Source organism: Stenotrophomonas sp. YJH_SMC_105-26, from assembly GCF_059368915.1.
Map to the genome: position 1 here is coordinate 811636 of NZ_JCAFSD010000001.1, position 26419 is coordinate 838054.

Here is a 26419-nt window from a genome sequence, read left to right on the forward strand (position 1 = left end):
GCCAAGGCTCGGATGGCGCCCCAGCCATGGCTGGGGCGCCACCGGTTCAAGCCTTGGCGAACACCAGGCGACCACCGTCGTTGCCGACTTCGATGGTATCGCCGTTGACGAAGGCGCCGGACAGGATCTGCTGCGCCAGCGGGTTTTCCAGCTGCGACTGGATCGCACGCTTCAACGGGCGCGCGCCGTACACCGGATCGAAGCCGACGTTGCCGAGCAGGTCGAACGCCGCATCGGAGACCGCCAGCTTCAACCCGCGCTCGGCCAGCCGCTTCTCAAGCCCGCGCATCTGGATGCGCGCGATCTGCTTGATCTGCTGCTTGTCCAGCGGGTGGAACACCACGATGTCGTCCAGGCGGTTGATGAACTCCGGACGGAAGTGCGCCTGCACCACGCCCATCACCGCTGCCTTCATCTGCGTGTAGGCCTCCGGGCTGTCGTCGGCGCTCATGTCCTGGATCTGGTGCGAGCCCAGGTTCGAGGTCATCACGATGACGGTATTGCGGAAGTCCACGGTGCGGCCCTGGCCATCGGTCAGGCGGCCATCGTCCAGCACCTGCAGCAGGATGTTGAACACATCCGGATGCGCCTTCTCCACTTCGTCCAGCAGGATCAGCGAGTACGGGCGACGGCGCACCGCCTCGGTCAGGTAGCCGCCTTCCTCGTAGCCCACGTAACCCGGGGGGGCGCCGATCAGGCGGGCGACGCTGTGCTTCTCCATGAATTCGCTCATGTCGATGCGGATCATCGCGTCGGCGCTGTCGAACAGGAATTCGGCCAGCGACTTGCACAGCTCGGTCTTGCCGACGCCGGTCGGGCCGAGGAACAGGAACGAGCCGGCCGGACGGTTCGGATCGGACAGGCCTGCACGCGAACGGCGCACGGCATCGGAGACGACCTTGATCGCTTCCTCCTGGCCGACCACACGGTTGTGCAGCACTTCTTCCATGCGCAGCAGCTTGTCGCGCTCGCCTTCGAGCATCTTGTTGACCGGAATGCCGGTCCAGCGCGACACGACCTCGGCGATCTCCTCGTCGGTGACCCGGTCCTGCACCAGCTTGAAGTCCTTGTGCTCGGCTTCCTGGGCCGCGGCCAGCTGCTTTTCCAGCTGCGGCAACAGGCCGTACTGGATCTCGCTCATCTTGGCGAAATCCTGGCGGCGCTGCGCGGCTTCCAGTTCCAGCTTGGCCTGCTCGACCTGCTCCTTGATCTTGGTGGCGCCCTGCAGCGCAGCCTTCTCCGACTTCCAGATTTCATTGAGGTCGGAGAACTCGCGCTCCAGCCCGTCGATGTCGTTCTCCAGGTCGGCCAGCCGCTGCCGCGAGGCTTCGTCCTTTTCCTTCTTCAGCATCTCGCGCTGGATCTTCAGCTGGATCACCCGGCGTTCCAGGCGATCCAGCTCCTCCGGCTTGGAGTCGATCTCCATGCGCAGGCGCGAGGCCGCCTCGTCCATCAGGTCGATGGCCTTGTCCGGCAGCTGGCGATCGGTGATGTAGCGGTTGGACAGCGTGGCGGCGGCCACGATGGCCGGGTCGGTGATCTCCACCCCGTGGTGCACGGCGTACTTTTCCTTCAGCCCGCGCAGGATCGCGATGGTGTCCTCCACCGACGGCTCACCGACGAACACTTTCTGGAAGCGGCGCTCCAGCGCAGCGTCCTTCTCGATGTACTTGCGGTATTCGTCCAGCGTGGTCGCACCGATGCAGTGCAGCTCGCCGCGTGCCAGCGCCGGCTTCAGCATGTTGCCGGCATCCATCGCGCCATCGGCCTTGCCCGCGCCGACCATGGTGTGCAGTTCATCGATGAACAGGATGATCTGGCCTTCGTTCTTGGCCAGGTCGTTGAGTACACCCTTCAGGCGCTCCTCGAATTCGCCGCGGAACTTGGCCCCGGCGATCAGCGCGCCCATGTCCAGCGACAGCACGCGCTTGCCGCGCAGGCCCTCGGGTACTTCGTCGTTGATGATGCGCTGGGCCAGCCCTTCCACGATCGCGGTCTTGCCCACGCCGGGTTCGCCGATCAGCACCGGGTTGTTCTTGGTCCGGCGCTGCAGCACCTGGATGGTGCGGCGGATTTCCTCGTCACGGCCGATCACCGGGTCGAGCTTGCCGCTCTCGGCCCGCGCGGTCAGGTCGATGGTGTACTTCTCCAGCGCCTGCCGCTGCTCCTCGGCATTCTCCGACTGCACGTTCTCGCCGCCACGCAGCTTGTCGATCGCCGCCTGCAGGCGCGTCTTGTCGGCACCAGCGGCGCGCAGCGCCATGCCCAGCGTGCCGCCATCGTCCAGCGCCGCCAGCACGAACCACTCGCTCGCAATGAAGGCGTCCCCGTGCTGCTGCGCCAGCTTGTCGGTCTGGTTCAGCAGGCGCCCCAGATCGTTGCCCATCGAGACGTTGCCGGCCTGGCCGGATACCTTGGGCAGTGCGTCCAGCGCCTCGGTCAGGCGCTCGCGCAGCACCGGCACGTTCACCCCGGCCTGGGCCAGCAGCGGGCGCGTGCTGCCACCCTGCTGGTCCAGCAGCGCGCTGAACAGGTGAACCGGTTCGATGATGCTGTTGTCGCGGCCCACGGCCAACGACTGTGCGTCTGCCAGCGCCTGCTGGAAACGCGAGGTGAGCTTGTCCATCCGCATTGCGAATCCTCATCGGTCTTCAGGGCCGGCCTGGGCCGGCAATGCTGGAAAGATGCGGTTGCCCCACCCGGTTTCAAGGGTGGCTGCGACTGCACCCCGGGGCCAGTCAGCCTGCGGCCAGCATGCCGGAGCGCGTGTAGTCGGCGCGTTGATCCCGATCAGTTCCGCACGGTGGACGGGCTCAGCGGGTGATCGCGCTGCGGATCGCCCGCAGCTGCTGCTTGATCGCCCGCGCCTGTGCAGGATCCATGCGTAGCAGGGCCTTCTGCCCGATCGAGCGTGACTGCAGGGTGGGATCGACGAAGCGATAGCGGCCGCGCTCATCGCGCTGCACCAGCGGCGACTGGGCCAGTTCCGGGGTGTCCAGCAGGTGGTCGATCACCATGACCAGGCGGTCGTTGAAATAGCCCTCGGGCCGGCCAAGGTCGGCATAGGCCTGCTGGATCAGCGGATAGAAGCGCTTGTAAGCGGTAGCCGTTGCCGCCGGGTCCAGCGCAGTGAACGCCTGTACGTAAGGCGCATAGCGTGCCGCATTGCTGGCGGCGATGCGTTCGCCGCCTTCGCCCGTATCGACCTGCAGGTTGCCCGGCAGCGGCCGCGCGGCCAGCGCGGTCGGCGGCACGCTGGGCTTGTCCAGGTTGTCGACCTGGGTGACCAGGCGCTGGATCAGGTGATCACGCAGCAGCAGGGTCAGCGGCCCCTCGCCTTGGAACAGCTGGCTCAGTGCGCCCCAGGCCGCGGCGTCGCTGTCAGCCAGTTTCGGCAGCGCCGGGTCGGCGGCGGCCTCGGTATCCAGCGGATGCCTGATCGATGGTGGTGCTGGCGCGGGCTCTGCGGCCGCCTGCGGTTGTGCCGGTGCACTGGTACTGGCAGGGGTTGATTGCACCGGCACCGGGACACCGTCGGCCAGGCTCTTCAGCTGATCGCGGAACAACCAGCCGCCCGCGCCACCGATCACCACCACACCCAACACCCAGGGCCAGACCGCCTTTCCACTCTGCATGATGCAGCACCTCGTTTCACACGCAATGGAGAAGGTGTGACCCCATCGAGTGCAGCCGGTTCCCCGCCTGTTCCGCTGCCGTTCGGGTTGAGACCTGCAGCAAGGCCGCGCTCACGTCTGCTTTGCGCCACCCGCGCGAGGCTAGGAGTCCTGTCCCGTGGAGACTCTGCCATGCAGTACGCGCTGTACTACTGGACCGGCATCCAGGGCCGTGGCGAGTTCGTGCGCCTGGCGCTGGAAGATGCCGGCGCCGACTACATCGACATGGCGCGGGTGCACGGCGATGCGGTGATGCAGCCGTTTCTGGAGGGTCGCAACGAAGGGGCACAGCCCTTTGCGCCGCCGTTCCTGAAGGCCGGCCGCCAGGTCATCGCGCAGGTCGCGGCGATCCTGGATTTCCTCGGCCCGACGCTGGACCTGGTGCCGCAGGCCGCATCGCGGCGGATGCAGGCGCTGCAACTGCAGTTGACCATCGCCGACCTGGTAGCCGAGGTGCACGACACCCACCATCCGATCGCCGCATCGAAGTACTACGAACAGCAGAAGACCGAGGCCAGGGCACGAGCCGCGTCACTGCGCAGCGAGCGCCTGCCCAAGTTCCTCGGCTATTTCGAGCAGGTGATGGCCGCCAACGGTGGCCGCCATGCACTGCGCGAGCACTCCTATGTGGATCTGTCACTGTTCCAGCTGCTGAGCGGGCTGGACTACATGTTTCCGCGCCGCATGCAGGCGCTCGGCCCCACCCTGCCCCGGCTGCGCGCGCTGCAGGAACGAGTGGCGAAACGACCCAACATCGCCGCCTATCTGGCGTCTGAGCGGCGGTTGCCGTTCAACACCAACGGCATCTTCCGCCATTACCCGGAACTGGACGCCGAACGGTAGTGCCGGCCGCTGGCCGGCGGAGCGCGCTGTGATCATTCGCCGCCTGCAACACGCCCCTGTAGAGCCGAGCCATGATCGGCTCAGAGCAGCCGAGCGCAGGCTCGGCTCTACAGAGCACCAGAAGTGGAAGGAGCGGTAACGCCGGGCCATGCCCGGCGTCACCAGTCAATGATCGGTGCGATCATCCAGCGGTTTCACCGGCTGCTTCTGCAGCGACAGCAGGCCCAGCAGCAGCGCCAATGCCACGTAGGCGCCGGCGAACTGCAAGCTGATGATGCGTGCCAGCCCGTCCAGATCCCACGGCAGGTAGATGCCGCCACGCGGGTCCACCGAATGGATCAGGCCGAACAGGGTCAGCACCGCCGCCACCAGCAGGAAGCCGCAGGCACGGCGCAGGCGGCCATCGACCATCGCCGCCACCGCCGAAATCCACAGCATCGAGGTGATGATGAAGCCGTTGCCGAGGGTGAAAATCACCGCCAGCTCGGGCAGGCCATGGCCGTCGAGCTTGGTCAGCAGCTGCGGCAGCTGGTCCGGTGCGATCCAGCCGGGCGCCTTGATCGCCAGCAGGTAGGCCACCGACGGCAGGAAACCGAACACCATCGCGCCGGTATGGTGGCGCGGCGTGGCCTGGAACGCCTGGGTGGTGATGTCGATGGCCACGTACACGATGATCGGTGCCAGCACCGCCAGCGGCAGCCACTGCACCAACCCGGAGATGATGCCGAGCATGCCGCCGATGCCGACGAACAGGCCGGTCAGCAGCGTGTAGCCGCTGCGCGCGCCCATGTGCTTGTAGGCAGGCTGGCCGATGTAGGGCGTGGTCTGCGCGACACCGCCACAGACACCCGCCACCAGCGTGGCCACCGCTTCCACCAGCAGGATGTCGCGGGTGCGGTAGTCATCGCCAGCCGCGCGTGCGCTTTCAGAGACGTTGATGCCGCCGACCACCATCAGCAGGCCGAACGGCAGCAGCAGCGGCAGGTAGGTCATCGCCGTCGGCAGGCCCTCAAGGAAGCCCAGCGTCGGCAGCGGCAGCACCACCTGCGGCGGCACCCATTCCGGCACATGGAAGCCGGGCGCGCCCAGCCCGGCCAGGCCAAGTCCGTAATACAGCACGGTGCCGAACACGAAGGCCAGCAGCACGCCCGGGCCACGCACCGGCAGCTTGCCCTTGGCGATCAGCACATACAGCAGCAGGCCCAGCGTGGTGAAGCCGACCAGCGGCGAGCGCAGCGTTTCCAGCAGCGGCAGCAGGCCCATCAGCACCAGCGCGATGCCCGCGATGGAACCCAGCAGCGCAGCTCGCGGCAGTGCGCGGGTGACCGCTTCACCGAAGAACGACAGCACGAACTTGAGCACGCCCATGATGACCAGCGCGGCCATGCCCAGCTGCCAGGTGGCGATGCCCGCAGCGTGCGGGTCCATGCCCTGCTGCTTGAACGCGAGGAAGGCCGGGCCGAGCACCAGCAGGGCCATGCCGATGCTGGTGGGGGCATCCAGGCCGAGCGGCATGGCGGTGACATCGTCGCGGCCGGTACGTGCCGCCAGCCGGCGCGCCATCAGGGTGTACAGCAGGTTGCCGACCAGCACGCCAAAGGCGGTGCCGGGGAACATTCGGCCGAACACCACGTCGGCGGGGAACTGGAAGATCCCGACCAGGGCCATGGCGATGAAGCCGAGGATGGAGAGGTTGTCGACGACCAGGCCGAAGAAGCCGTTGAAGTCGCCGGCGACGAACCAGCGACGCGGTACGGCGGAAGCGGGAGCGGACATGGAAGGGGCGGTGGGGGTGGGGAGCGCCGATGGTAGGCCCAGCGGGGCCGGCGCGCCAATTCCGTCGTGGAATGATGGGTTCCAGCCAACGGCGGGGCCCCTCGTGGCTGGTCGCGGGTAGAGTCGACTGTTAGTCGACCGGCATTGCGAGTTCGGCCGGTCGGGGGGGCTGCGCAGGACACGCCGTAAATCCCCAGACCGGCCCAGCCGCTGGCGGCTGTGCGTTCGGGCCTTGCGAAGCAGTGCTTCGCAAGCAAAGCGCCCTCACCCATGGGGGCTCGATGGCGCCATCCATGGCGCCAACGGTCCTGCGCAGCCCACCCGACCGACCCCTGACAGTTTCCTGCGCGCGGCAGCCACGGAAGAAGATCAAAAGATCCAAAGCCAAGGCAGGCTCTCGCTGCAGTGCCGAGCCCATGCTCGCCCGCTGTACGCGAAGGCTCTGAGCCGAGCATGGCTCGGCTCTACAGAAGATTATTTCGATCATTCGTTCGTTCATCCACGCATGGCGTGGATCTACCGTGTCGACCAAGGTCGACACCTACCACACGGATGGCCGCCGTTGCTTCTGAGTGGCCGGCCAGCGGCCGGCACTACCGCGGGTGCAGGGCGCAGCCCTGCATCGCGCCCTACTTCTTCAGGAAGTTGTCCACCAGCAGATGCTTCACGTCGTCGAAGCGGCCATTCAACACCGCCTTGGCGGCATACAACGCCGTACCTGCCACCTGCTTGGCCTCGATCTGCGGCGGCATCACCAGCTCCGCGCGGCTGGTATGCACGTCCAGCAGCGCCGGGCCGCGCTGGGACAGGAAATCCAGCACCGCCTCTTCCAGATCCTCGCTGCGGGTTACCGTGCGGCCGTGGAAGCCGATGACCTCGGCCAGGCGGCCGAAGTCCGGGTTCTTCAGGTCGGTGTAGTTGTCCAGCAGGCCCTCCACCTTCTGCTCCAGCTCGACGAAGTTCAGCGAACCATTGTTGAACACCACCACCTTGATCGGCAGGTTCTCCTGCACTGCCGTGAGCAGGTCACCCAGCAGCATCGCCAGGCCACCATCACCGGACAGCGAGATCACCTGCCGGCCGGGGAAGGCCTTCTGCAGGCCCAGCGCCTGCGGCATCGCGTTGGCCATCGTGCCGTGCAGCAGGCTGGTCAGCGTGCGGCGGCGGCCGTTGACGCGGATATGGCGCAGCACCCACACCATCGGCGAACCGCCGTCGGCGGTGAACAGCGCATCGTCGCTGGCATGCCTCGACAGCAATGCCGTCAGATGCTGCGGGTGGATCAATTCACCCTCGCCCGGCTGTTCTTCCTGTTCGCGCTTCTTCAGCGCCTTGTCGCGACGCCCGATGCACTCGTCCAGGAAACTGCTGTCCTCGCGCGGCGGCAGCATCGGCAGCAGCGCGTCCAGCGTCGGTGCGATGTCACCGACCACGCCAAGGCTCACCGGGTGGCGGCGGCCGAGGTGACTGCCATCGCGGTCGACCTGGATGATCGTGGCCTTGTCCGGGTAGAACTGGCCCCAGGCGAAATCGGCGCCGAGCAGCAGCAGCGTGTCGCACTCCATCAGCGTGTGGAAGCCGGATTCGATGCCGAAGATGCCGGTCATGCCCATGTTGTACGGGTTGTCCGGCTCGACGAAATCCTTGGCGCGCGAGGTATGCGCGATGGGCGCCTGCAGGCGCCGGGCCAGCTCCAGCAGCTGCGCGTGCGCGCCTTGGCAACCGGCACCGGCATAGATGCCGATGCGCTTGCCCTGCCCCAGCAGTTCGGTGATGCGCTGCAGCTCGGCATCGGACGGGCGCAGCACCGGCTGGGTGTAGTGCACCGAGAACGGCACATCGTGCTTCACCTCGGCCTGGCTGATGTCGGCCGGCAGGATCACCACCGCCACGCCACGGCGGCTGATCGCGGCCTGGCAGGCCAGGGCCACGACGCGCCGCGCCTGCTCCGGGCTGTGCACCTGCTCGCAGAACACCGAACAACTGGCATACACCGCCTTGAAGTCCACTTCCTGCGGAAATTCCATGCCCAGCTCACTGGTCACCACCTGGCTGGCGATCAGTACCATCGGTGCACGGTTGCGATTGCTCTCGAAGACGCCGTTGATGAAGTGGAGGCCACCGGGACCACAAGAACCCGCACAGGCGGTCAACTCGCCGCTCACCAGCGAATCGGCGCCGGCAGCGAAGGCGGCCACTTCTTCGTGGCGTACATGTACCCAGTCGATTTCACTGCGGTGCAGGGCATCGGTGACGTGATTCAAGGTATCGCCAACGATGCCGTAACAGCGGCGGACGCCCGCCTGCTGCAGGGTATCGACAACGATCTCGGCAACGCGCTTGCTCATCGGATACATCCTCGAGGGGAGAGCATCCGAGGCTAGACCCGAAGAAGTGATGCCTCCGTGGGCAAGGCGCACATCACCTCGATAGGCAAACTACCGGCGGAGATCGAGTCAATCGTTGACGTTGATCCAGCCCTCCACCGCGCCCTCCTTCGGGTTGCGGTAGCGCAGCTTCACCCAGCCATCCTGTTCATCCAGCATCTCCACGCGGTCTCCCTGCACCAGGTAACGCCTGGTGCTGGATGCGCCGGGTCGATCGAACAGGAACAGCCGCGCGGGTACCACGGTGGCCTGCTGGCCACGCAACGGTCCATCCGGCGGTGCACCCAGGCCATCGGCGATGGCACTTTCCAGCACCCGGCCGGCGGCATCATAGGTGCGCCAGACGGCAAGCGGGCCCTGCTCGCCGGTCTGTTCCCACTGCAGCGCGGCGTTCAACGTATCGCCCAGCATCAGCACGCTCTCGGCGCGGTACAGATAGAGCTTCGCGCCTGCAAACCGGTACTGGTCGGTGTACCACATCGGGCCGCTGCGGCAGCTGCTGGTCAGCGTGCGGCTCGGACGGTCGACCGTCAGCCCCATCAGGTCACCGCAACTGTCCTTGCCGTGGGTGTCGGCCTGCAGCGCGCGGAACCCGGCACTGGCCGGATCGAAGCGGTACACCGTCACCGCTTCGTTGACCATGCCCACCGAGGCGCGCGCGACCAGTTCCGGGTAGCCATCGAAATCGACATCCTCGAGCGACCATCGCGAATTGCCGTCGGCATCGGCCGCGCCCTCAAGCGTCTGGCGCTTGCCTGACGGTGACAGCTGCACCGCGATGCTGCCGTCCTGCTGCGGATCGGCATGCGCCTGCACATGCGCGGCCACCTGGAAGCGCAGCGTTTCTCCGTCGTCCCCACCCGCCTGCGCCGTCGGTGCCAGTACGCCTGCCAATGCCAGGCCCAGCAGGCATTCCCTGTAGTTCATCATTGCTCCCTGCAGCACCGCGGCGGCACCTTCAACTCAGAACGATACCTCGACCGGCTGCCGCGACCACAGCACCGACTGATGCCTGGTCTGCTGCTTCCACGCCAGGCGGATCGCCTCGATGTCGGCGCGGCGCTGCGGGGTGTCCTCGTGCAGCACCACCAGCACCTTGGTGCGCAGGCGGTTGGGCGCGGCATCGCCGCGGAACAGCCACTGGCCGTAGGCATCAAACACGGTCAGGCCGTCCGGGAAGCGCGGCGTTACTTCCTTGTCAAGGAAGGCGCGCCACTGCGCGTCGCTGATGGTGTCGGCCTGCGGGCGGTTGCCGGCCCCCTGCTCCTCGCCTACGCCGAAGTACAGCTCGCTGCGCACCCAGCCATGGCCGGCGGAAGGGCGGGCGGCATCGCCCTTCAGTTCGGCGGTGGTGGCCGTGGCATAGGCGCTGGGCGCCTGCGAAGACAGGCTGGCGCAGCCACTGGTGGCCAGCAGCACGGCGAAGACGAGGCCAAGGTGTTTCATCGGTACAGCTCCGGGGAAGGGGGACAGGGCAAGCCGGCAGCGTACAGCGCCACCGGCCCGGCGTGCTGATGCCAACCGGGCATCAGCTCATACCGGACCGGCAGGGACTTGCATCGGCACCGGCCATCACGCGAAGATAATATATCGCTTCATCCGGATGGATGTAAGTGAAACTATCTCCCCCCCTTCCCCGTCGTCGTTGTTGCTGGAGCCCTCCATGTCCGCCCGCTTGCCCGCGTCGCCGCTCGGCCTCGCCATCGCCCTCGCGCTTTCCTCCGCTGCCGTCCCGGTCCTGGCCCAGGACGCCACCAACCTGGACACCGTGATCGTCACCGGCACCCGCGCCGCCGACCGCACCGTGCTCGAATCCACCTCGCCGGTGGATGTGCTCACCGCCGAGGACATCCGCAAGGCCGGCGTGGTCAACGGCGAACTGGGCAGCGCGCTGCAGGCGCTGCTGCCGTCGTTCAACTTCCCGCGCCAATCCAACTCCGGTGGCGCCGACCACGTGCGCGCCGCACAGTTGCGTGGCCTGTCCCCCGACCAGGTGCTGGTGCTGGTCAACGGCAAGCGCCGCCACCACACCGCGCTGGTCAACACCGACAGCAAGATCGGCAAGGGCACCACCCCGGTCGATTTCAATGCGATCCCGGTCAGCGCGATCAAGCGCATCGAAGTGCTGCGCGACGGTGCCGGTGCGCTTTACGGCTCGGACGCCGTGGCCGGCGTGATCAACGTGATCCTCGACAACGACGGCGACGGCGGCGAGATCGAGGCCAGCTACGGTGCCAACCACACCGACCTCAAGCCGATCGGCCGCACCCTCACCGATGGCCAGACCGGCAACATCAGCGCCAAGGTCGGTACTTCGCTGGGCGAGGACGGCGGCTTCCTGCGCGTCGGCCTGGAATACAAGCACCGCAACGGCACCAACCGCGCCGGCTTCGACCAGATTCCGCCGTGGGACCAGACGCCGGACAACCTGGCGCTGCAGGGCAAGCGCAACTACGTGCTGGGCGATGGCAAGAGCAAGGACATCAACCTGTGGCTGAACACCGAGATCCCGGTGGGACAGACCTCGACGTTCTACGCGTTCGGTACCTTCAACCAGCGTGACACCGAAGGCGCCAACTACTTCCGCTATCCCGATGGCGAGGCCAACTGGAAGCAGGTCTATCCGAACGGTTACCGGCCCATTTCCGAAGGCGAGAACCGCGACGTGCAGGCCGTGGCCGGCGTGCGCGGGCAGTGGGGCGAGTGGAGCTACGACAGCAGCCTGGATTACGGCCAGAACGACTTCACCTACCGCCTGCGTGATTCGCTCAACGCATCGCTGGGCCCGACCAGCCCGACCCGCTTCAAGACCGCCGACTACGAGTACGCGCAGACCGTGGGCAACCTCGATCTGAGCCGCGTGTTCACCCAGAGCGACAGCATCAGCCACACGCTGGGCCTGGGCGTGGAAGCGCGCCATGAGCGCTACCAGACCCGCCCCGGCGACCCGGCCAGCTATGCGGCGGGCCCGTACACCGACCGCCCGACCGGCTCGCAGGCCGGTGGCGGCCTGACCCCACAGGACGCCGCCACCCTGTCGCGCGACGTGGCCAGCGCCTATGCCAGCCTGTCCAGCCAGTTCGGCGAGAAGTTCTCCACCGACCTGGCCGCGCGCTACGAGCACAACGACGACTTTGGCGGCGAACTGACCGGCAAGCTCGGCCTGCGCTACGAATTCACCCCGGCGTTCGCACTGCGCGGTGCCATCTCCAACAATTTCCGCGCTCCGTCGCTGGCGCAGATCGGCTACGAATCCACCTCCACCGGCTACAACGCCGGCGGCCAGCTGGTGCAGGGCCGGCTGCTGTCGGTCAACAATCCGATCGCGCGTGGCCTGGGTGCGCAGAACCTGAAGCCGGAGAAGTCGATCAACACCTCGCTGGGCTTCACCAGCCGCATCGGCGAGCATTTCGACCTGTCGCTGGACTTCTTCCAGATCGATATCGACGACCGCATCGCGCTGTCGGAGAGCATCACCGGCGATGCGCTGACCGATTACGTGGCCGCCAGCTACGGCGTCAGTGGCCTGCAGAGCGCCAGCTTCTTCGTCAATGCCGCCGATACCCGCACCCGTGGCGCCGAGCTGGTAAGCAACTGGCGGCAGTCGCTGGGCGATGGCCAGCTGCTGCTGACCGGCACCTACGCCTACACCAAGACCACGCTGAAGAATGTGCTGGCCACGCCGGCGCAGCTGCGCGCGCTGAACCCGGACTACGTACTGTTCGGCATCGAGGAGACCAACACCCTGACCGATGCCACCCCGCGCACGCGTGGCAGCTTCTCGGCCGCCTGGAGCAACGACCACTGGTCGCTGAGCACCCGCGTGAACCGTTACGGCAGCGCCACCCGGGTGTTCAACTTCGGTGATGGCTACATCCCGCGCCAGACCTACCAGGCCGAATGGCAGCTGGATGCCGAAGTCGAGTACCGCATTACCCCGCAATGGAGCGTGGCCATCGGCGGCCAGAACCTGACCGACAACTACCCGGATCGATCCAACAGCGATATCCACTACTTCGGCAACCTGCCGTACGACGTGCTGTCGCCGATCGGCAGCAACGGCGCGTACTACCACGGCCGCGTCCGCTATACGTTCTGATCGCATTGGGTGGGTGCGGACCGTTGGTCCGCACGACACGGTAGTGCCGGCCGCTGGCCGGCAACTTCGTGATCCGGGTGCGGATCTGCTTTGGGTGGGTGCGGACCGTTGGTCCGCGCTGTTTGGGCTGGATGCAGGCTGACCTGCCGTGCCGACCAACGGTCGGCACCCACCGAAGCTGATCCGCAGCCTGCCCTCGACCCCACGTACACGCCCAGGCTGGCAGGCTGGTCGTCATGGCTGAACCGCTCCCCCTGCGTCCGCCACCGCCATTGCTGGACGACGCCTGTGCGTTGTTCCTCGATGTCGATGGCACCCTCATCGAATTCGCTGCACGACCGGATGCCGTGCAGCTCCTGCCGGATGTGCGCGAAGCCATCGGCCGCATCAGTGACCGCCTGGAAGGCGCCGTGGCACTGGTCAGTGGCCGACCGCTTGAACAGCTGGACCAGCTGTTCGCTCCCCTCCAGCTGCCTGCCGCCGGCCTGCATGGGCACGAACTGCGCGGCGAGGACGGTCGTGTGCTGCGCGACGAGCACGACGACGACACCGCCGAGTGGCTGCACGCGCTGCACCAGCAGGCGATGCGCTTTGCCCACGGCCATCCCGGCGTGCTGGTGGAAGACAAGGGCGTCGGCCTGGCCCTGCATTGGCGCGGTGCGCCGCACGCGGCAAGTGATGTGCGCGCCTTCGCCGATCGCCACGTGCGGGGCCGCGCCAGCTACCGCCTGCAACCCGGCGACCATGTGGTCGAGTTCGTGCCCGTCGGCACCGACAAGGGCCGTGCCGTGCGCCGGATGATGCAGTACCTGCCCTTCCGCGGCCGCCTGCCGGTGTTTCTCGGTGACGACCTCACCGATGAATTCGGCTTCGATGCCGCCAACAGCCAGCATGGCTGGAGCGTGCTGGTGGGTGAACGTGAACCCAGCGCGGCGGTGTTCGCGCTGCCCGACATACGCAGCGTGCACGCCTGGCTGCGTGAGAATGCCTATTGACCCGGCCAACCCCCACGGCCGCAACCGAGATGTACCGCGTGATGACCCAACCCGATCTTGATCTGGGCGTGGTCGGCAACGGCAGCTTCGGCGCCCTGGTCGACAAACGTGCCCGCGTTGTCTGGAGCTGCCTGCCCACCTTCGACGGCGACCCTACCTTCTGTGCGCTGCTCGGCCCCAGCCAGCAGACCGGTGGCGACTTCGCCATCGAGCTGGAAGACTTCGCCAGCAGCGAGCAGGAATACCTCACCAACACGGCGATCCTGCGCACGGTGCTCCGCGACGCGCACGGCGGCGAACTGGAAATCCTGGATTTCGCCCCCCGCTGGCGGCAGAACGACCGCTTCTACCGGCCGGTCAGCCTGATCCGCCAGGTGCGTCCGCTGGCTGGCAGCCCGCGCATCACCGTGCGTGCGCGCCCGCTGGCCGACTGGGGCGCACGCGTGCCAGAGTCGACCTGGGGCAGCAACCATGTGCGCTGGATCCTGCCGGAGCACGTGCTGCGGCTGACCACCGATGTGCCGGTGCGCTTCGTGCGCGATGGCCTGCCGTTCGTGCTCAACCATCCCATCCACCTGATCCTGGGCGTGGATGAGTCGCTCAACCGGTCGATCAGCGGCTACGTGCAGGAAGCCTTCCAGCGCACCCGCGACTACTGGCGCGAATGGGTGCGCTACCTGTCCATTCCACTGGAGTGGCAGGACGCGGTCATCCGCAGTGCGATCACGTTGAAGCTGTGCCAGTACGAGGACAGCGGCGCGATCATCGCGGCGATGACCACTTCCATTCCAGAAGCACCCGGCAGCGTGCGCAACTGGGACTACCGCTACTGCTGGCTGCGTGACGCAGCTTTCGTGGTGCGGGCGCTGAACCGTCTCGGCGCAACGCGCACGATGGAACAGTTCCTCGGCTACATCTTCAACCTGGCCACCACCGACGGCACGCTGCAGCCGCTGTATGGCATCGGCTTTGAAGCCAAGCTGGACGAAGACGAAGTGCCCAGCCTGTCCGGTTATCGCGGCATGGGCCCGGTACGCCGCGGCAACCTGGCCTGGGTGCAGCGCCAGCACGATGTCTACGGCAGCGTGGTGCTGGCCTCCACGCAGCTGTTCTTCGACCGCCGCCTGCAGGATCCCGGCGACGCGCACACATTCGCCCGCCTCGAACCGCTGGGCGAACAGGCCTTCGCCCTGCATGACGTGCCCGATGCGGGCCTGTGGGAGTTCCGTGGCCGCACCGAGGTACACACCTACACCAGCGCGATGTGCTGGGCCGCCTGCGACCGCCTGTGCAAGATCGCCGTGCGCCTGAAGCGCGATGACCGTGCACACTACTGGCGCGAGCGCGCCGACACCATCCATGCGCGCATCATGGCCGAGTCCTGGAATGAGGAACTGGGCCACTTCACCGATACCTTCGGCGGCCATCGCCTGGACGCCTCGCTCCTGCTGCTGGCCGACATCGGCTTCATCGATGCGATGGACGCCCGCTTCATCGCCACCGTCGATGCGATCGGCCGCGACCTCAAGCATGGCAATTCGCTGTACCGCTATGTCGCGCCGGATGACTTCGGTGAGCCGGAAACCAGCTTCACCATCTGCACGTTCTGGTACATCGATGCGCTGGCGGCGATCGGGCGCATGGACGAGGCGCGCGAGATGTTCGAGCTGCTGCTGAAGCAGCGCAACCACCTGGGCCTGCTGTCGGAGGATCTGGCCTTCGACAGCGGCGAGGCCTGGGGCAATTTCCCGCAGACCTATTCGCACGTCGGCCTGATCACTGCCGCGATGCGCCTGTCGCGGTCCTGGCAGGAGGCATCGTGAGTCGTCTGGTGGTGGTTTCAAATCGTGTGGCCGTACCCGGCGAGAACCGCGCCGGCGGCCTGGCTGTCGGCCTGCTGGCCGCCCTGAAGGAACGCGGCGGCCTGTGGTTCGGCTGGAGCGGCAAGACGGTAAAGGACGGCAGCGGCACGCTGCACCGGCAGAAAGACGGTGACATCGACTACGTCACCATGGACCTGAGCAAGCGCGAGGTGGACGGCTACTACAACGGCTTTGCCAACCGCACGCTGTGGCCGCTGCTGCACTTCCGCCTGGATCTGGTCGACTACGACCGTGCCACCCGCGAGACCTACCACAAGGTCAACGCACTGTTCGCCGACAAGCTCGCGCCCTTGCTGCGCGAGGATGACATCGTCTGGATCCACGACTATCACCTGATCCCGCTTGGCGCACTGCTGCGCGAGCGTGGCATCGGCTGCCGCATCGGCTTCTTCCTGCACATCCCGATGCCCTCGGCCGACCTGCTGCAGGCGATGCCCGACCACCTGCGGTTGTTCTCCGCGCTCTACGCGTATGACCTGGTGGGCTTCCAGACCCAGCGCGATGCCGATCGCTTCCAGACCTACCTGCGCCTGTTCGGCGGCGGTCGGGTACTCGCCAACGGCGAGCTGGAGGCACCGGGCGGGCGTCGTTTCCGCGCGGCGGCGTTCCCGATCGGCATCGACACCGAGCTGATCGCGCGCCAGGCCGGTACCGCCGCCACCAAGGCCGCCGTAAAGAACCTGCGCGCGAGCCTGCGTGATCGCCAACTGGCGATCGGCGTTGATCGCCTGGATTATTCCAAGGGCCTGCCCGAGCGCTTCCTCGGCTTCGAACGGTATCTTGAGCGCCATCCCGACCAGCGCGGGTCGCTGACCTACCTGCAGATCGCCCCCGTCTCGCGCGGTGATGTCACCGAGTACCGGCAGCTGCGCAGCCAGCTGGAGCAGATCGCCGGCCACATCAACGGTGGCCACGCCGAGCCGGACTGGACACCGCTGCGCTACGTCAACCAGAACTTCACCCATGCCACCCTCACCGGTTTCTACCGTGCAGCGGCGGTGGGGCTGGTCACGCCGCTGCGTGATGGCATGAACCTGGTGGCCAAGGAATACGTGGCCTCGCAGGACCCGGAGGACCCGGGCGTGCTGGTGCTGTCGCTGCTGGCCGGCGCCGCCGACGAACTCAAGCAGGCACTGCTGGTGAACCCGCACGACCTGGATGGCGTTGCCGACGCCATCGCCACCGCGGCGACGATGTCGCTGCGCAAGCGCAAGGAGCGCTGGCACGCCATGATGGAGCACCTGCGCACCTACGACATCAACCACTGGCGGCGCAGCTACCTGGACGCACTGGAAGGCTGAGGAAAAAGGGGACGGAGGGGATTAAGTCGTTTGTGCACAAACGACTTAATCCCCTCCGTCCCCTTTTTCTTCAATCCAGGAACCGCGCTGCCTGCTCCGGTGCGGGCAGATGACAGGCGTCGTTCCGCCCGAACCAGCGGTAGCGGTTGCGCGCCAGCGCGCGATACGCGGCATCCCTCCAGCCGCGCGGCACCATCCGCAGCACGCCGGTCAGGCGCCAGACGCCGTCCAGCCCGGCCAGTACACGCAGGATGGCATCGGTATCGGTCCAGGCGCCCTGCGCGTCCAGCAGCAGGAACGACATCGGGTCCTGCGGGTCCAGCCCGTGCGCGCGCAACATCGCGCTGCCCTGCTGCCCCTGCATCGCTGCAAAACGGTAGCGCCCCTTGCGGTCGAAACGCAGCAGGAAGCGCACCCAGCGGTTGCACAGGGCGCACACGCCGTCGAACACGATCACCGCGCTGCCAGTCCCGGCGGCGCCGTCACTGTGGTTCGAGCCAGCCTTCATAGCGGATCAGGGCTCCGGCCCAGGGCAGCGTCACATCGACCAGGAAAGTGTAACGCTCGCCGCGCCAGGCTTCACGGCAGCGCACACCGCCGAACCAACGCGTCGGCAGCGGCAGCAGCCCGAACGCCCAGACCCGCCGCACCGACCAGTCGATACCACCCTCGCGGGCCTGCAACGCGAACTCCAAGCGCACCGCGCCCAGCTGCTCGCGCAGAAGCCCTTCGTGCGCCCACAGCCGCGACACCATCGGCCAGCGGCCGAACCGTCGCGCCCACTGCTCACCCTGCCCGCGTGCACTGAACGCCACTTCGGTGGGCAGCGCGTCGCCGTCCTTCGGCAGCCGCGCCAACGCGGCCAGCAGCGGCACCAGCCAGTGCCGCCCTCGCACGATGCGCGCCTGCCCCACGTAGCGGCAGGGCAACGGCGCGGCATGCAGCGCCTGCACCGGCGCTGCCAGGGTGGCGAAGGCCGGCCCCAGCACGCGCGCGAACAGCGGCGTGGTCAGGGCGCGATCCAGGCCAGGGTCGCCATGCGCCCGGTACGACGGTCGCGCCGGTGCGAATACAGGTCAGGATCGGCCATGGTCGACACCGTGCCGCCATACACCTGCGCCGGGTCCATCCCCGCCGCCTGCAACCGCTGCCGCGCCAGCGCGAACAGGTCCACCTTCCAGTGGCCCGGCCGGGTCGCCACGAACGCCGCTTCGGCGGCCGGATCATGGCCGACGAAGGCGTGATAGACCTCCTCGCCGATCTCATAGTCGGACGGCCCGGCGGCCGGGCCCAGCCAGGCCCGCAGCTGCGCCGGCGGCGTCTGCAGGGCGGCCACCGTGGCCTCCAGCATGCCGTCAGCCAGCCCACGCCAGCCGGCATGGGCCGCACCCACCTCGCTGCCATCGGCCGCGGCAAACACCACCGGCAGGCAGTCGGCGGTCAGGATCGCCAGCACCACGCCCGGCACCGAAGTCACCGCGGCGTCGGCCACCGGTTCGCTGGCGCCAGCCACCGGCGGCGCGGTGAAGCGCAGCACGGTGCTGCTGTGCACCTGGCGCAGCCAGTGCGGTGCCGACGGCAGCGCCAGCCCCTGCTGCAGCAGCTGGCGGTTGTGCTCCACGTTGGCCGGGGTATCACCATCGGCCGCGTGCCGGTTGCCGAGGTTGAACTGCGCGAACGGCGCCGGCGAGATGCCCGCGCCATGCCGACGCGTGGTCAGCGCATGGACGCCTGCCGGCGCCGGCCAGTCCGCCTGCAGCAACGGCAGCGCGGCGGCCATCACCAGCGATCCCGCTCGCGGGCGGCGAAGGCTTCGCTGTCTTCGCGCAGCACCTTCATCAGGTGCAGCATGTCCTCCGGCACCGGCGCGGTATTGCGCACCGGCTCACCGGTGATCGGGTGCATGAACTCCAGGGTCTCGGCGTGCAGGGCCTGGCGCTTGAAGCCGCGCAGCGCGGCCACCAGCTCGTCGCTGGCGCCCTTGGGCAGCTTCAGCGCACCGCCGTACAGCGGGTCGCCGATGATCGGATGGCGCACGTGTGCCATGTGCACGCGGATCTGGTGGGTACGGCCGGTTTCCAGGCGGCACTCCAGCGCGGTGTGCGCACGGAAGCGCTCGCGCAGGCGGTAGTGGGTCACCGCTTCCTTGCCGTCTTCGCGCACCGCCATCTTCAGCCGGTCGCGCGGGTGGCGGTCGATCGGGGCATCGGCGGTACCGCCTGCCACCAGCGCGCCCATCACGATGGCCAGGTACTGGCGGTGCACGTCACGGGCCGCCAGTTGCTCGACCAATGCAGTCTGCGCTTCCAGGGTCTTGGCCACCACCATCACGCCGCTGGTGTCCTTGTCCAGGCGGTGCACGATGCCCGCGCGCGGCAGCACCGCCACCGACGGGTCGCGGAACAGCAGCGCGTTGACCAGGGTGCCGCTGTGGTTGCCGGCGCCGGGGTGGACCACCAGGCCGACCGGCTTGTTGATCACCAGCACATGCTCGTCCTCGAACAGCACGTCCAGCGGGATGTCCTCCGGCTGGGCGTCGGTCTGGGTTTCCAGCACCACGTGGAGGGTCACCACCTCGCCGCCGCGCAGCGGATCGCGCGGGCGCACCTGGGCGCCGTCCAGCAGGACGTCACCGGACTTGATCCACTCGGTCAGGCGCGAACGCGAATATTCGGGGAACAGTTCGGCCACGACGGCATCGAAACGACGGCCGGCGGCGGTGTCGGGGACGATGGCCTGGCGGGCCGATTCAGAGGGTTGTTCAGACATGGCAGGGGGCATTCTTTGAAATTTTGGGGTCCCGGCGGCCGGTTTCAGTCGCTGGACAGGACACTAGGCTATCATCGACCCTTCGTATTCCAGCCGCGTCCCGCCTCGACCCCATGATCCGACGCTCCGCCATGCTCTCCGCGCCCGTCCGCCTCACCGCCCTGCTGCTGGTGCTGGTCATCGCCGCAACCGGCTGCCACCGCGGCGCCAAGAAGGGTGATCGCCCCGACGAAGGCGTGCCGGTCGAACAGCTGTACGAGAAAAGCCACAAGCTGATGCAGGGCGGCAACTGGAGCGGCGCCGAAGCCAGCTTCCGCCGCCTGGTGGCCCAGTATCCGTACGGCCCGTACACCGAGCAGGCGATGATCGAAACCGCCTACGCCCAGTACAAGGCCGGCAAGCACGATGACGCCGTCTCCAGCATCGACCGCTTCATCCGCACCTACCCGACGCACCGCAACATCGCCTACCTTTACTACCTGCGCGGCCTGGCCAATTCCAACCGCAGTACGGTTTTCCTGCGCCGCGTATGGTCGCTGGATGCCAGCCGCCGCGACCTGTCCACGCCGCACCAGGCGTACTCGGACTTCAACATCGTGGTTGATCGTTACCCGAACAGCCGCTACGCCGCCGATGCGCGTCAGCGCATGCTGGAGCTGCGTGACGTGTTCGCCCAGCACGAGCTGGACAACGCCCTGTACTACATGCGCCGCGGCGCCTGGGTCTCGGCCGTGGGCCGCGCCAACTACCTGCTGGAAACCTACCCGCAGAGCGCCTTCCAGTACGACGCCGTGGCCGTGCTGGCCGATTCCTACACCCACCTGGGCAACAAGACCCTGGCCGACGACGCCCGTCGCGTCCTGCAGCTGAACCAGCCGGATCACCCGTGGCTGGAAGGCAAGTGGCCGAAGTACCCGTGGATGATCCGCAAGCTGAACCCATTCGCCGGCGAGAAGTCCGCCAGCACCGGCCAGCGCAACGCGCGACTGGAAAAGAAATAAGAGAGGGCCCCGAAAGGGGCCCTTCTTCTTTGTGGAGTCGAGCCACGCTCAACTGCTTTCCTCATCCGCCTCCCCGCGCCGGGGCCGGCACCTAGGAATGCTACGAATCCAGCGCGGATGCGACGCCGGTCGCAGCCCGCCTGGGTGAGGCGCTCCACACTGCGGCGCTGCGGCCACACCGGCCATCACGGAGCGCCCCATGCCGACACGGCCCTGTAGTTTCCGTTTCCTGTCCTGCCTTCTCGCCAGCGCCCTGCTGGCGCTGACCCTGGCGCCCGCGGCCGCCGCGCGGGACGCGCCGGGCGATCTGCTGTCTGCTGCCCCCTATCGCGCGTCATGGGTGCCGTCCAGGGCCGCGCAGGCCTACAAGCTGCACTACCGCACCCCGGTCCACCGCGGCCAGCTGGCCGAAGGCACCGGCCTGCTGTACCTGCCCGCCGGCGCGGCGCCTGCGGGCGGGTGGCCGGTGGTGTCCTGGGCACATGGCACTCAGGGCATTGCGGATCGCTGTGCGCCCTCGGTCTCCGGCCCCACCCATGCCGAACGCGACGGACGCTTCCTGGACGTGTTCCTGGCCCAGGGCTATGCCGTCGCCGCCGCCGACTACCAGGGCCTGGGCAGCCCAGGCAATCATGCCTACCTGCACGTGCGTACCGCGGCGCGCAACGCCATCGACATGGTCAAGGCCAGCCGCCAGTACCTGGGTACGGCAACATTGTCGCCGCGCTGGGTCTCGGTCGGATATTCGCAGGGGGGCGCGGCCGCATTGACAGCAGGCCATCTGGCCGCCTCCCATGGCGGCCCATCCCTGCAGTACCGCGGCAGTTTCACCGCCGGAACGCCCACCGCAGTCGAACTGACCGCGCTGGTGATGAATCCCGGCAACCGCACCGCCAATCCTGGCGCACCCAACGCATATCACGCGTATCTGCTCGACGGCCTGCTGCAGGCCGCGCCTCAGATCGACCGCGTCCTCAGCGACGCAGGCCGTGCCCGTGTGGCAGTGGCCCGCGAGCAGTGCCTGAGCGAACTGACCGCCACGCTGGACGGCGCCGATACCGGCAGCATGTTTACTGCACCACTGACCCGCGTGCCGGGCATCTGGGCGGTGCTGTACGACTATCTGGGTGTACCGCGCCGCGGCTTCAGCCAGCCGCTGATGCTGGCCCATGGCAGCGAGGACCGCGACGTGCCCTATCTGACCACCCTGCTGTACGCCGCAAGCCTGGCCGTGCGAGGTGAGCCGGTCGCGTTCCGGCGCTACCCGGTCGATCATCGCGGCACGCTGGATGCGGCGGCGGCGGATGCCCTGGCGTTCGTGCGTGCACGACTGGAGGGCGACCACTTCAACGACGCTGCGGAGATCGCAGGCCTCGAACAACGGCTCGACGAAGCCCGGTAGATCCACGCCATGCCGGATACGCGATCCAGGAAGTTGCCGGCCAGCGGCCGGCACTACCTGCCAACCGCTGCCTCAGCCCTTGTAGCCGTTGCTGATCGGGTAACGACGCTCGCGGCCAAAGGCGCGGCGCGAGACCTTCGGCCCCGGCGCGGCCTGGTGCCGCTTCCACTCGCTGATGCGCACCAGCCGCAGCACGCGGTCGACCACGGCCGCGTCATAGCCGGCCGCCACGATCTCCGTGCGCGACTGCTCCTGGTCGATGTAGCGGTACAGGATGCCGTCCAGCACGTCATAGGCCGGCAACGAATCCTGGTCCAGCTGGTTCTCGCGCAGCTCGGCCGACGGCGGGCGGCTGATCACCGCCGGCGGGATCACCGGTGCGCCGCCCACGGTATTGCGCCACTTGGACAGGCCGAACACTTCGGTCTTGTACAGGTCCTTCAGCGGCGCATAGCCACCGCACATGTCGCCGTAGATGGTGGCGTAGCCGACCGCGTACTCGCTCTTGTTGCCGGTGGTCAGCAGCAAGCCGCCGAACTTGTTGGCCAGCGCCATCAGGATCACCCCGCGGCTGCGCGACTGCAGGTTCTCTTCGGTCACGTCCGGCGCGGTGCCCTCGAACATCGGCGCCAACGCTTCCATCAGGCCCTTGAACGCCGGCTCGATCGACACCGCCTCCAGCTTCACGCCCAGCGCCTGGCACTGCTCGGCCGCCAGGTCGTTGGACAGGCCCGCGGTGTAGCGCGACGGCAGGCGCACGGCGGTTACGTTCTCCGCGCCCATCGCGTCCACCGCCATGGCCAGCACGATCGCCGAGTCGATGCCGCCGGACAGGCCCAGCCACACTTTCTTGAAGCCGTTCTTGCGGCAGTAGTCCTGGATGCCACGGGTCACCGCGCGCCAGGCCAGCGCGTCCATGCTCTCGTCGCCGTCGTCCATCCACACGTGCGGCATGAAGCGGCGGCTGGCGCCGTCGTACTCCACCACCAGCCACTGGTCGACGAAGGCAGCAGCGGCCGGGTGCACCGTGCCATCACCGTCGGCCACCACCGAGGCGCCATCGAACACCAGCGCGTCCTGGCCGCCAACCACGTTGAGGTAAGCGATCGCCGCCCCGCTCTCGCGGGTACGTGCAGCCAGCACGGCGTCGCGCTGGGCATGCTTGCCACGCTCGTACGGCGAAGCATTCGGCACCACCACCAGCTGCGCACCGGCGCGCATGGTGTCGGCCAGCGGCTCGGCAAACCACAGGTCCTCGCAGATCAGCAGGCCAACCGGAATACCGTTGACCTCGAACACGCAGCTGCCGCCATCCGGATCGACATCGAAGTAGCGGCGCTCGTCGAACACGGCGTAGTTGGGCAGCTCACGCTTGCGGTAGGTCTGCTCGACCAGGCCATCACGCAGCACGCTGGCGGCGTTGTAGACCACCGCGCCAGCCGCCTGCGGCCAGCCGACCACGGCGGTGATGCCGCGGCAGGCGGCAGCGATGCGGGCCATCGCCTGCTCGCACTCGTACAGGAAGCCCGGGCGCAGCAGCAGGTCTTCCGGCGGGTAGCCGCTCACCGCCAGCTCGGGGAACATCACCAGCTCGGCGCCGTACTCGTCGCGCGCCTGGCCGATCATCTCGATGATGCGCTCGGTGTTGCCGGCGACATCGCCGACCGGGAAGTCGAACTGCGCCATCGCGATGCGGATCGAAGCCATGGGATTCCAGCCTGTGGTTGCAATGCCGCCATTGTAACGCCGGGGTCAGATCCGTTTTGCGCAGCAAAAGGGATCTGGCCCCACGCCAGACGCAGAAAGGCCGCCCGGAGGCGGCCTTTCTGTGTTCAAGCAGCCGGCCAGCGGCCGGCTCTACAGCATCGTCTGCCGGAGGCAGTCGATCTTATTTCACCAGCTTGGCGATGGCAGCGCCCAGGTCGCCCGGCGAGCGGACGGTGACAACACCGGCAGCTTCCATGGCGGCGAACTTGCCTTCGGCAGTGCCCTTGCCGCCCGAGGCGATCGCACCGGCGTGGCCCATGCGCTTGCCGGCCGGAGCCGACGCACCGGCGATGAAACCGACGACCGGCTTCTTCACGTGGTTCTTGATGTACTCGGCGCCGGCTTCCTCGGCGTCGCCGCCGATTTCGCCAACCATGATGATGCCTTCGGTCTGCGGGTCTTCGTTGAACAGCTTCAGGCAGTCGACGAAGTTCAGGCCGTTGATCGGGTCACCACCGATGCCGATGCAGGTGGACTGGCCCAGGCCGACTTCGGTGGTCTGCTTGACCGCTTCATAGGTCAGGGTGCCCGAACGCGACACGATACCGATCTTGCCCGGCTGGTGGATGTGGCCCGGCATGATGCCGATCTTGCACTCACCCGGGGTGATGACGCCCGGGCAGTTCGGCCCGATCAGCACGGTGTCCGGATGCGAACGGGTCAGCACGTTCTTGACGCGCAGCATGTCCAGCACCGGGATGCCTTCGGTGATGCAGACGATGACCTTGATGCCTGCAGCTGCGGCTTCCAGGATCGCGTCGGCCGCGTACGGCGGCGGCACGTAGATGACCGAAGCGTTGGCGCCGGTGCTCTGCACGGCGTCGGCAACGGTGTTGAAGACCGGCAGATCGATGTGGGTGGTGCCACCCTTGCCCGGGGTCACGCCGCCAACAACCTGGGTGCCGTACTCGATCATCTGAGTGGCGTGGAAGGTGCCCTGCTGGCCGGTGAAGCCCTGCACGATCACCTTGGTGTTCTTGTTAATCAAAACAGACATGGGAATTCCTTGGTGTCGAATCAGGCAGCGTTCTTGACAGCTTCAACGATCTTCTTGGCGCCATCGTTGATGTTGTCAGCCGGGATGATGGCCATGCCGCTGTCGCGCAGCAGCTGCTTGCCTTCTTCCACGTTGGTGCCTTCCAGGCGCACCACGACCGGAACCTTGACGCCCACTTCCTTCACGGCGGCGATGATGCCTTCGGCAATCATGTCGCAGCGGACGATGCCGCCGAAGATGTTGACGAAGATGCCTTCGACCTTGTCCGAGGACAGGATCAGCTTGAACGCTTCGATGACGCGCTGCTTGTTGGCACCGCCGCCCACGTCCAGGAAGTTCGCCGGCTCGCCGCCGTTGAGCTTGATGACGTCCATGGTGGCCATGGCCAGGCCGGCGCCGTTCACCATGCAGCCGATGTTGCCGTCCATGGTGACGTAGTTGATGTCCAGCTCCGAAGCGATCACTTCGGTCGGATCTTCCTGGGTCTTGTCGCGCATGGCGACCAGGGCCTTCTGGCGGAACGCGGCGTTGTCGTCGCTGTCGAACTTGCCGTCCAGCGCGTACAGGTTGCCGTCGTCCAGGATGGCCAGCGGGTTGATTTCAACCAGGGCCAGGTCCTTTTCGTTGAACAGGCGGTACAGGTTCACCATGATGCTGGCGAACTGGCCGGCCTGCTTGGCAGTCAGGCCCAGCTTGAAGCCGAAATCACGGCCGTGGTAACCCTGCACGCCTTCGACGAAATCGACGTTCAGCGAGTGGATCAGCTCCGGGGTTTCAGCAGCGACCTGCTCGATTTCCACGCCGCCTTCCGAAGAGGCGATGTAGGTGATGGTCTTGGTGCCACGGTCGACCAGCACCGACAGGTACAGTTCCTTGACGATCTCGCCGGCGGTGGTCACCAGCACCAGGTTGACCGGCAGTTCAACGCCTGCGGTCTGGTAGGTGGCCATCTTGGTGCCGAGCATCTTGGCCGCAGCGGCCTTCACGTCGTCGGTGGTCTTGCAGAACTTGACGCCGCCAGCCTTGCCGCGGCCGCCAGCGTGGATCTGCGCCTTGACCATCCAGGGGCCCTGGCCCAGGGAGTTGGCAGCGGCAACCGCTTCGTCCGGGGTCGCAGCGACCTTGCCGGCCGGGACCGGGATGCCGTACTCGGCAAGCAGTTGTTTTGACTGGTATTCGTGGAAATTCATGCGTCACCGTGGGAATAGGAACGACCGCACGCAATTCCTCAGGGCCCCGGCGGGGCGCCGGCATGGACCGCGGCGGGCCCACTATTGTGGCCGAGCCGGCGCCGGGGCGCAAAGAAGTCTGTACAAAACGCCAGACCCGGCCAGATTTCCGCGGTCATTCAGGCAGTTGCGCCCGGCGGCCCACTGGCCACCGGTATCCATCCCGGGCCAAATGCGCGATCCGGGCGGCTCCGGCGGCGCCCTGCCCGGGGCCCTATACTGGCCGACCAAGGTGTGTAGAGTCGGGCTTGCCCTGCTGCTTCCACCGCAGGCTACATCGAAGCGACGTGCCCGCC

The 26419-nt window shown here is 67.2% G+C and carries 20 protein-coding genes; 7 read left to right on the plus strand and 13 right to left on the minus strand.

Translation table 11 applies throughout. The features are described 5' to 3' along the window. Positions 1-46: 46 nt before the first annotated feature. The gene (gene clpB / locus AC5P7F_RS03815; protein WP_012481080.1) at positions 47-2632 is read right to left on the minus strand and encodes an ATP-dependent chaperone ClpB; all 2586 of its coding nucleotides are present in this window, start codon (positions 2630-2632) and stop codon (positions 47-49) included. Between the two features lie 181 nt (positions 2633-2813). Continuing rightward, a complete protein-coding gene (locus tag AC5P7F_RS03820; protein ID WP_014648183.1) occupies positions 2814-3635 on the minus strand; it encodes a DUF3014 domain-containing protein in 822 nt (273 codons plus the stop codon). 171 nt (positions 3636-3806) lie between these two features. On the opposite strand from AC5P7F_RS03820, the gene AC5P7F_RS03825 reads away from it, so the two are divergent. After that, entirely contained in the window at positions 3807-4517 is a 711-nt protein-coding gene (locus AC5P7F_RS03825) for a glutathione S-transferase (protein WP_053495831.1), read from the plus strand. A 165-nt stretch (positions 4518-4682) separates the two neighbouring features. On the opposite strand, the gene AC5P7F_RS03830 is transcribed toward AC5P7F_RS03825, so the two are convergent. The 4 genes from AC5P7F_RS03830 to AC5P7F_RS03845 all read right to left on the minus strand — a co-directional run bounded on the left by AC5P7F_RS03830 (position 4683) and on the right by AC5P7F_RS03845 (position 10126). Then, on the minus strand, positions 4683-6293 hold the full coding sequence (locus AC5P7F_RS03830; protein ID WP_111205398.1) for a SulP family inorganic anion transporter: 1611 nt from the start codon (positions 6291-6293) through the stop codon (positions 4683-4685). 629 nt (positions 6294-6922) lie between these two features. Continuing rightward, positions 6923-8641 carry a thiamine pyrophosphate-dependent enzyme gene (locus tag AC5P7F_RS03835; protein WP_164077434.1) on the minus strand — a complete coding sequence of 573 codons (1719 nt, stop codon included), beginning with the start codon at positions 8639-8641 and terminating at the stop codon, positions 6923-6925. Between the two features lie 108 nt (positions 8642-8749). After that, the gene (locus tag AC5P7F_RS03840; protein WP_164077435.1) at positions 8750-9607 is read right to left on the minus strand and encodes an SH3 domain-containing protein; all 858 of its coding nucleotides are present in this window, start codon (positions 9605-9607) and stop codon (positions 8750-8752) included. 36 nt (positions 9608-9643) lie between these two features. Further along, the gene (locus tag AC5P7F_RS03845) at positions 9644-10126 is read right to left on the minus strand and encodes a DUF3574 domain-containing protein (protein ID WP_032957546.1); all 483 of its coding nucleotides are present in this window, start codon (positions 10124-10126) and stop codon (positions 9644-9646) included. Positions 10127-10343: 217 nt separating this feature from the next. Here AC5P7F_RS03845 and AC5P7F_RS03850 point away from each other — a divergent pair, with 217 nt between their 5' ends. The 4 genes from AC5P7F_RS03850 (at position 10344) to otsA (ending at position 16958) form a co-directional block, all read left to right on the plus strand. After that, complete coding sequence (locus AC5P7F_RS03850) at positions 10344-12779, plus strand: TonB-dependent receptor domain-containing protein (protein WP_164077436.1); 2436 nt, start codon at positions 10344-10346, stop codon at positions 12777-12779. A gap of 236 nt (positions 12780-13015) precedes the next feature. Beyond that, on the plus strand, positions 13016-13774 hold the full coding sequence (gene otsB / locus AC5P7F_RS03855) for a trehalose-phosphatase (protein ID WP_014648189.1): 759 nt from the start codon (positions 13016-13018) through the stop codon (positions 13772-13774). A 41-nt stretch (positions 13775-13815) separates the two neighbouring features. Then, complete coding sequence (locus AC5P7F_RS03860; protein ID WP_164077437.1) at positions 13816-15597, plus strand: glycoside hydrolase family 15 protein; 1782 nt, start codon at positions 13816-13818, stop codon at positions 15595-15597. Continuing rightward, on the plus strand, positions 15594-16958 hold the full coding sequence (gene otsA, locus AC5P7F_RS03865) for an alpha,alpha-trehalose-phosphate synthase (UDP-forming) (protein WP_014648191.1): 1365 nt from the start codon (positions 15594-15596) through the stop codon (positions 16956-16958). The genes AC5P7F_RS03860 and otsA overlap by 4 nt, the downstream gene beginning before the upstream one ends. A gap of 70 nt (positions 16959-17028) precedes the next feature. On the opposite strand, the gene AC5P7F_RS03870 is transcribed toward otsA, so the two are convergent. From AC5P7F_RS03870 to rluD, 4 genes are read right to left on the minus strand one after another with little or no spacing between them, the layout of a single operon-like run. Beyond that, positions 17029-17466 (minus strand): DCC1-like thiol-disulfide oxidoreductase family protein, encoded by a 438-nt coding sequence (locus AC5P7F_RS03870; RefSeq protein WP_164077438.1) that lies wholly within the window; start codon positions 17464-17466, stop codon positions 17029-17031. Continuing rightward, on the minus strand, positions 17441-17947 hold the full coding sequence (locus AC5P7F_RS03875; RefSeq protein WP_053495126.1) for a DUF4166 domain-containing protein: 507 nt from the start codon (positions 17945-17947) through the stop codon (positions 17441-17443). The genes AC5P7F_RS03870 and AC5P7F_RS03875 overlap by 26 nt, the downstream gene beginning before the upstream one ends. A gap of 20 nt (positions 17948-17967) precedes the next feature. Continuing rightward, a complete protein-coding gene (gene pgeF, locus AC5P7F_RS03880; protein ID WP_164077439.1) occupies positions 17968-18738 on the minus strand; it encodes a peptidoglycan editing factor PgeF in 771 nt (256 codons plus the stop codon). Beyond that, a complete protein-coding gene (rluD, locus tag AC5P7F_RS03885; RefSeq protein ID WP_014038257.1) occupies positions 18738-19727 on the minus strand; it encodes a 23S rRNA pseudouridine(1911/1915/1917) synthase RluD in 990 nt (329 codons plus the stop codon). The genes pgeF and rluD overlap by 1 nt, the downstream gene beginning before the upstream one ends. A 113-nt stretch (positions 19728-19840) precedes the next feature. Between rluD and AC5P7F_RS03890 the strand changes: the two genes are divergently transcribed. Both AC5P7F_RS03890 and AC5P7F_RS03895 read left to right on the plus strand, forming a co-directional pair. Continuing rightward, a complete protein-coding gene (locus tag AC5P7F_RS03890) occupies positions 19841-20728 on the plus strand; it encodes an outer membrane protein assembly factor BamD (protein ID WP_032960726.1) in 888 nt (295 codons plus the stop codon). Between the two features lie 199 nt (positions 20729-20927). After that, the gene (locus AC5P7F_RS03895; protein WP_495205413.1) at positions 20928-22130 is read left to right on the plus strand and encodes a lipase family protein; all 1203 of its coding nucleotides are present in this window, start codon (positions 20928-20930) and stop codon (positions 22128-22130) included. 72 nt (positions 22131-22202) lie between these two features. Here AC5P7F_RS03895 and AC5P7F_RS03900 read toward each other — a convergent pair whose 3' ends face one another. The 3 genes from AC5P7F_RS03900 to sucC form a co-directional block, all read right to left on the minus strand. Beyond that, entirely contained in the window at positions 22203-23837 is a 1635-nt protein-coding gene (locus AC5P7F_RS03900; RefSeq protein ID WP_014648197.1) for an NAD+ synthase, read from the minus strand. 181 nt (positions 23838-24018) lie between these two features. Continuing rightward, positions 24019-24894, minus strand: a complete 876-nt coding sequence (gene sucD / locus AC5P7F_RS03905; RefSeq protein ID WP_005410793.1) for a succinate--CoA ligase subunit alpha — start codon at positions 24892-24894, stop codon at positions 24019-24021. A gap of 20 nt (positions 24895-24914) precedes the next feature. Continuing rightward, positions 24915-26084, minus strand: coding sequence for an ADP-forming succinate--CoA ligase subunit beta (gene sucC / locus AC5P7F_RS03910; RefSeq protein ID WP_004154430.1), 1170 nt, complete (start codon positions 26082-26084; stop codon positions 24915-24917). Between the last annotated feature and the right edge of the window lie 335 nt (positions 26085-26419).

Bases quoted from the DNA above. Each gene is read 5' to 3' on its own strand.
- AC5P7F_RS03845 (WP_032957546.1), bottom strand. From the start codon at position 10,126: ATGAAACACCTTGGCCTCGTCTTCGCCGTGCTGCTGGCCACCAGTGGC.
- AC5P7F_RS03895 (WP_495205413.1), top strand. From the start codon at position 20,928: ATGCCGACACGGCCCTGTAGTTTCCGTTTCCTGTCCTGCCTTCTCGCC.
- AC5P7F_RS03840 (WP_164077435.1), bottom strand. From the start codon at position 9,607: ATGAACTACAGGGAATGCCTGCTGGGCCTGGCATTGGCAGGCGTACTG.
- AC5P7F_RS03900 (WP_014648197.1), bottom strand. From the start codon at position 23,837: ATGGCTTCGATCCGCATCGCGATGGCGCAGTTCGACTTCCCGGTCGGC.
- AC5P7F_RS03835 (WP_164077434.1), bottom strand. From the start codon at position 8,641: ATGAGCAAGCGCGTTGCCGAGATCGTTGTCGATACCCTGCAGCAGGCG.
- sucD (WP_005410793.1), bottom strand. From the start codon at position 24,894: ATGTCTGTTTTGATTAACAAGAACACCAAGGTGATCGTGCAGGGCTTC.
- rluD (WP_014038257.1), bottom strand. From the start codon at position 19,727: ATGTCTGAACAACCCTCTGAATCGGCCCGCCAGGCCATCGTCCCCGAC.
- AC5P7F_RS03830 (WP_111205398.1), bottom strand. From the start codon at position 6,293: ATGTCCGCTCCCGCTTCCGCCGTACCGCGTCGCTGGTTCGTCGCCGGC.
- sucC (WP_004154430.1), bottom strand. From the start codon at position 26,084: ATGAATTTCCACGAATACCAGTCAAAACAACTGCTTGCCGAGTACGGC.
- otsB (WP_014648189.1), top strand. From the start codon at position 13,016: ATGGCTGAACCGCTCCCCCTGCGTCCGCCACCGCCATTGCTGGACGAC.
- AC5P7F_RS03890 (WP_032960726.1), top strand. From the start codon at position 19,841: ATGATCCGACGCTCCGCCATGCTCTCCGCGCCCGTCCGCCTCACCGCC.
- clpB (WP_012481080.1), bottom strand. From the start codon at position 2,632: ATGCGGATGGACAAGCTCACCTCGCGTTTCCAGCAGGCGCTGGCAGAC.
- AC5P7F_RS03860 (WP_164077437.1), top strand. From the start codon at position 13,816: ATGACCCAACCCGATCTTGATCTGGGCGTGGTCGGCAACGGCAGCTTC.
- AC5P7F_RS03820 (WP_014648183.1), bottom strand. From the start codon at position 3,635: ATGCAGAGTGGAAAGGCGGTCTGGCCCTGGGTGTTGGGTGTGGTGGTG.
- AC5P7F_RS03825 (WP_053495831.1), top strand. From the start codon at position 3,807: ATGCAGTACGCGCTGTACTACTGGACCGGCATCCAGGGCCGTGGCGAG.
- AC5P7F_RS03850 (WP_164077436.1), top strand. From the start codon at position 10,344: ATGTCCGCCCGCTTGCCCGCGTCGCCGCTCGGCCTCGCCATCGCCCTC.
- pgeF (WP_164077439.1), bottom strand. From the start codon at position 18,738: ATGGCCGCCGCGCTGCCGTTGCTGCAGGCGGACTGGCCGGCGCCGGCA.
- AC5P7F_RS03870 (WP_164077438.1), bottom strand. From the start codon at position 17,466: ATGAAGGCTGGCTCGAACCACAGTGACGGCGCCGCCGGGACTGGCAGC.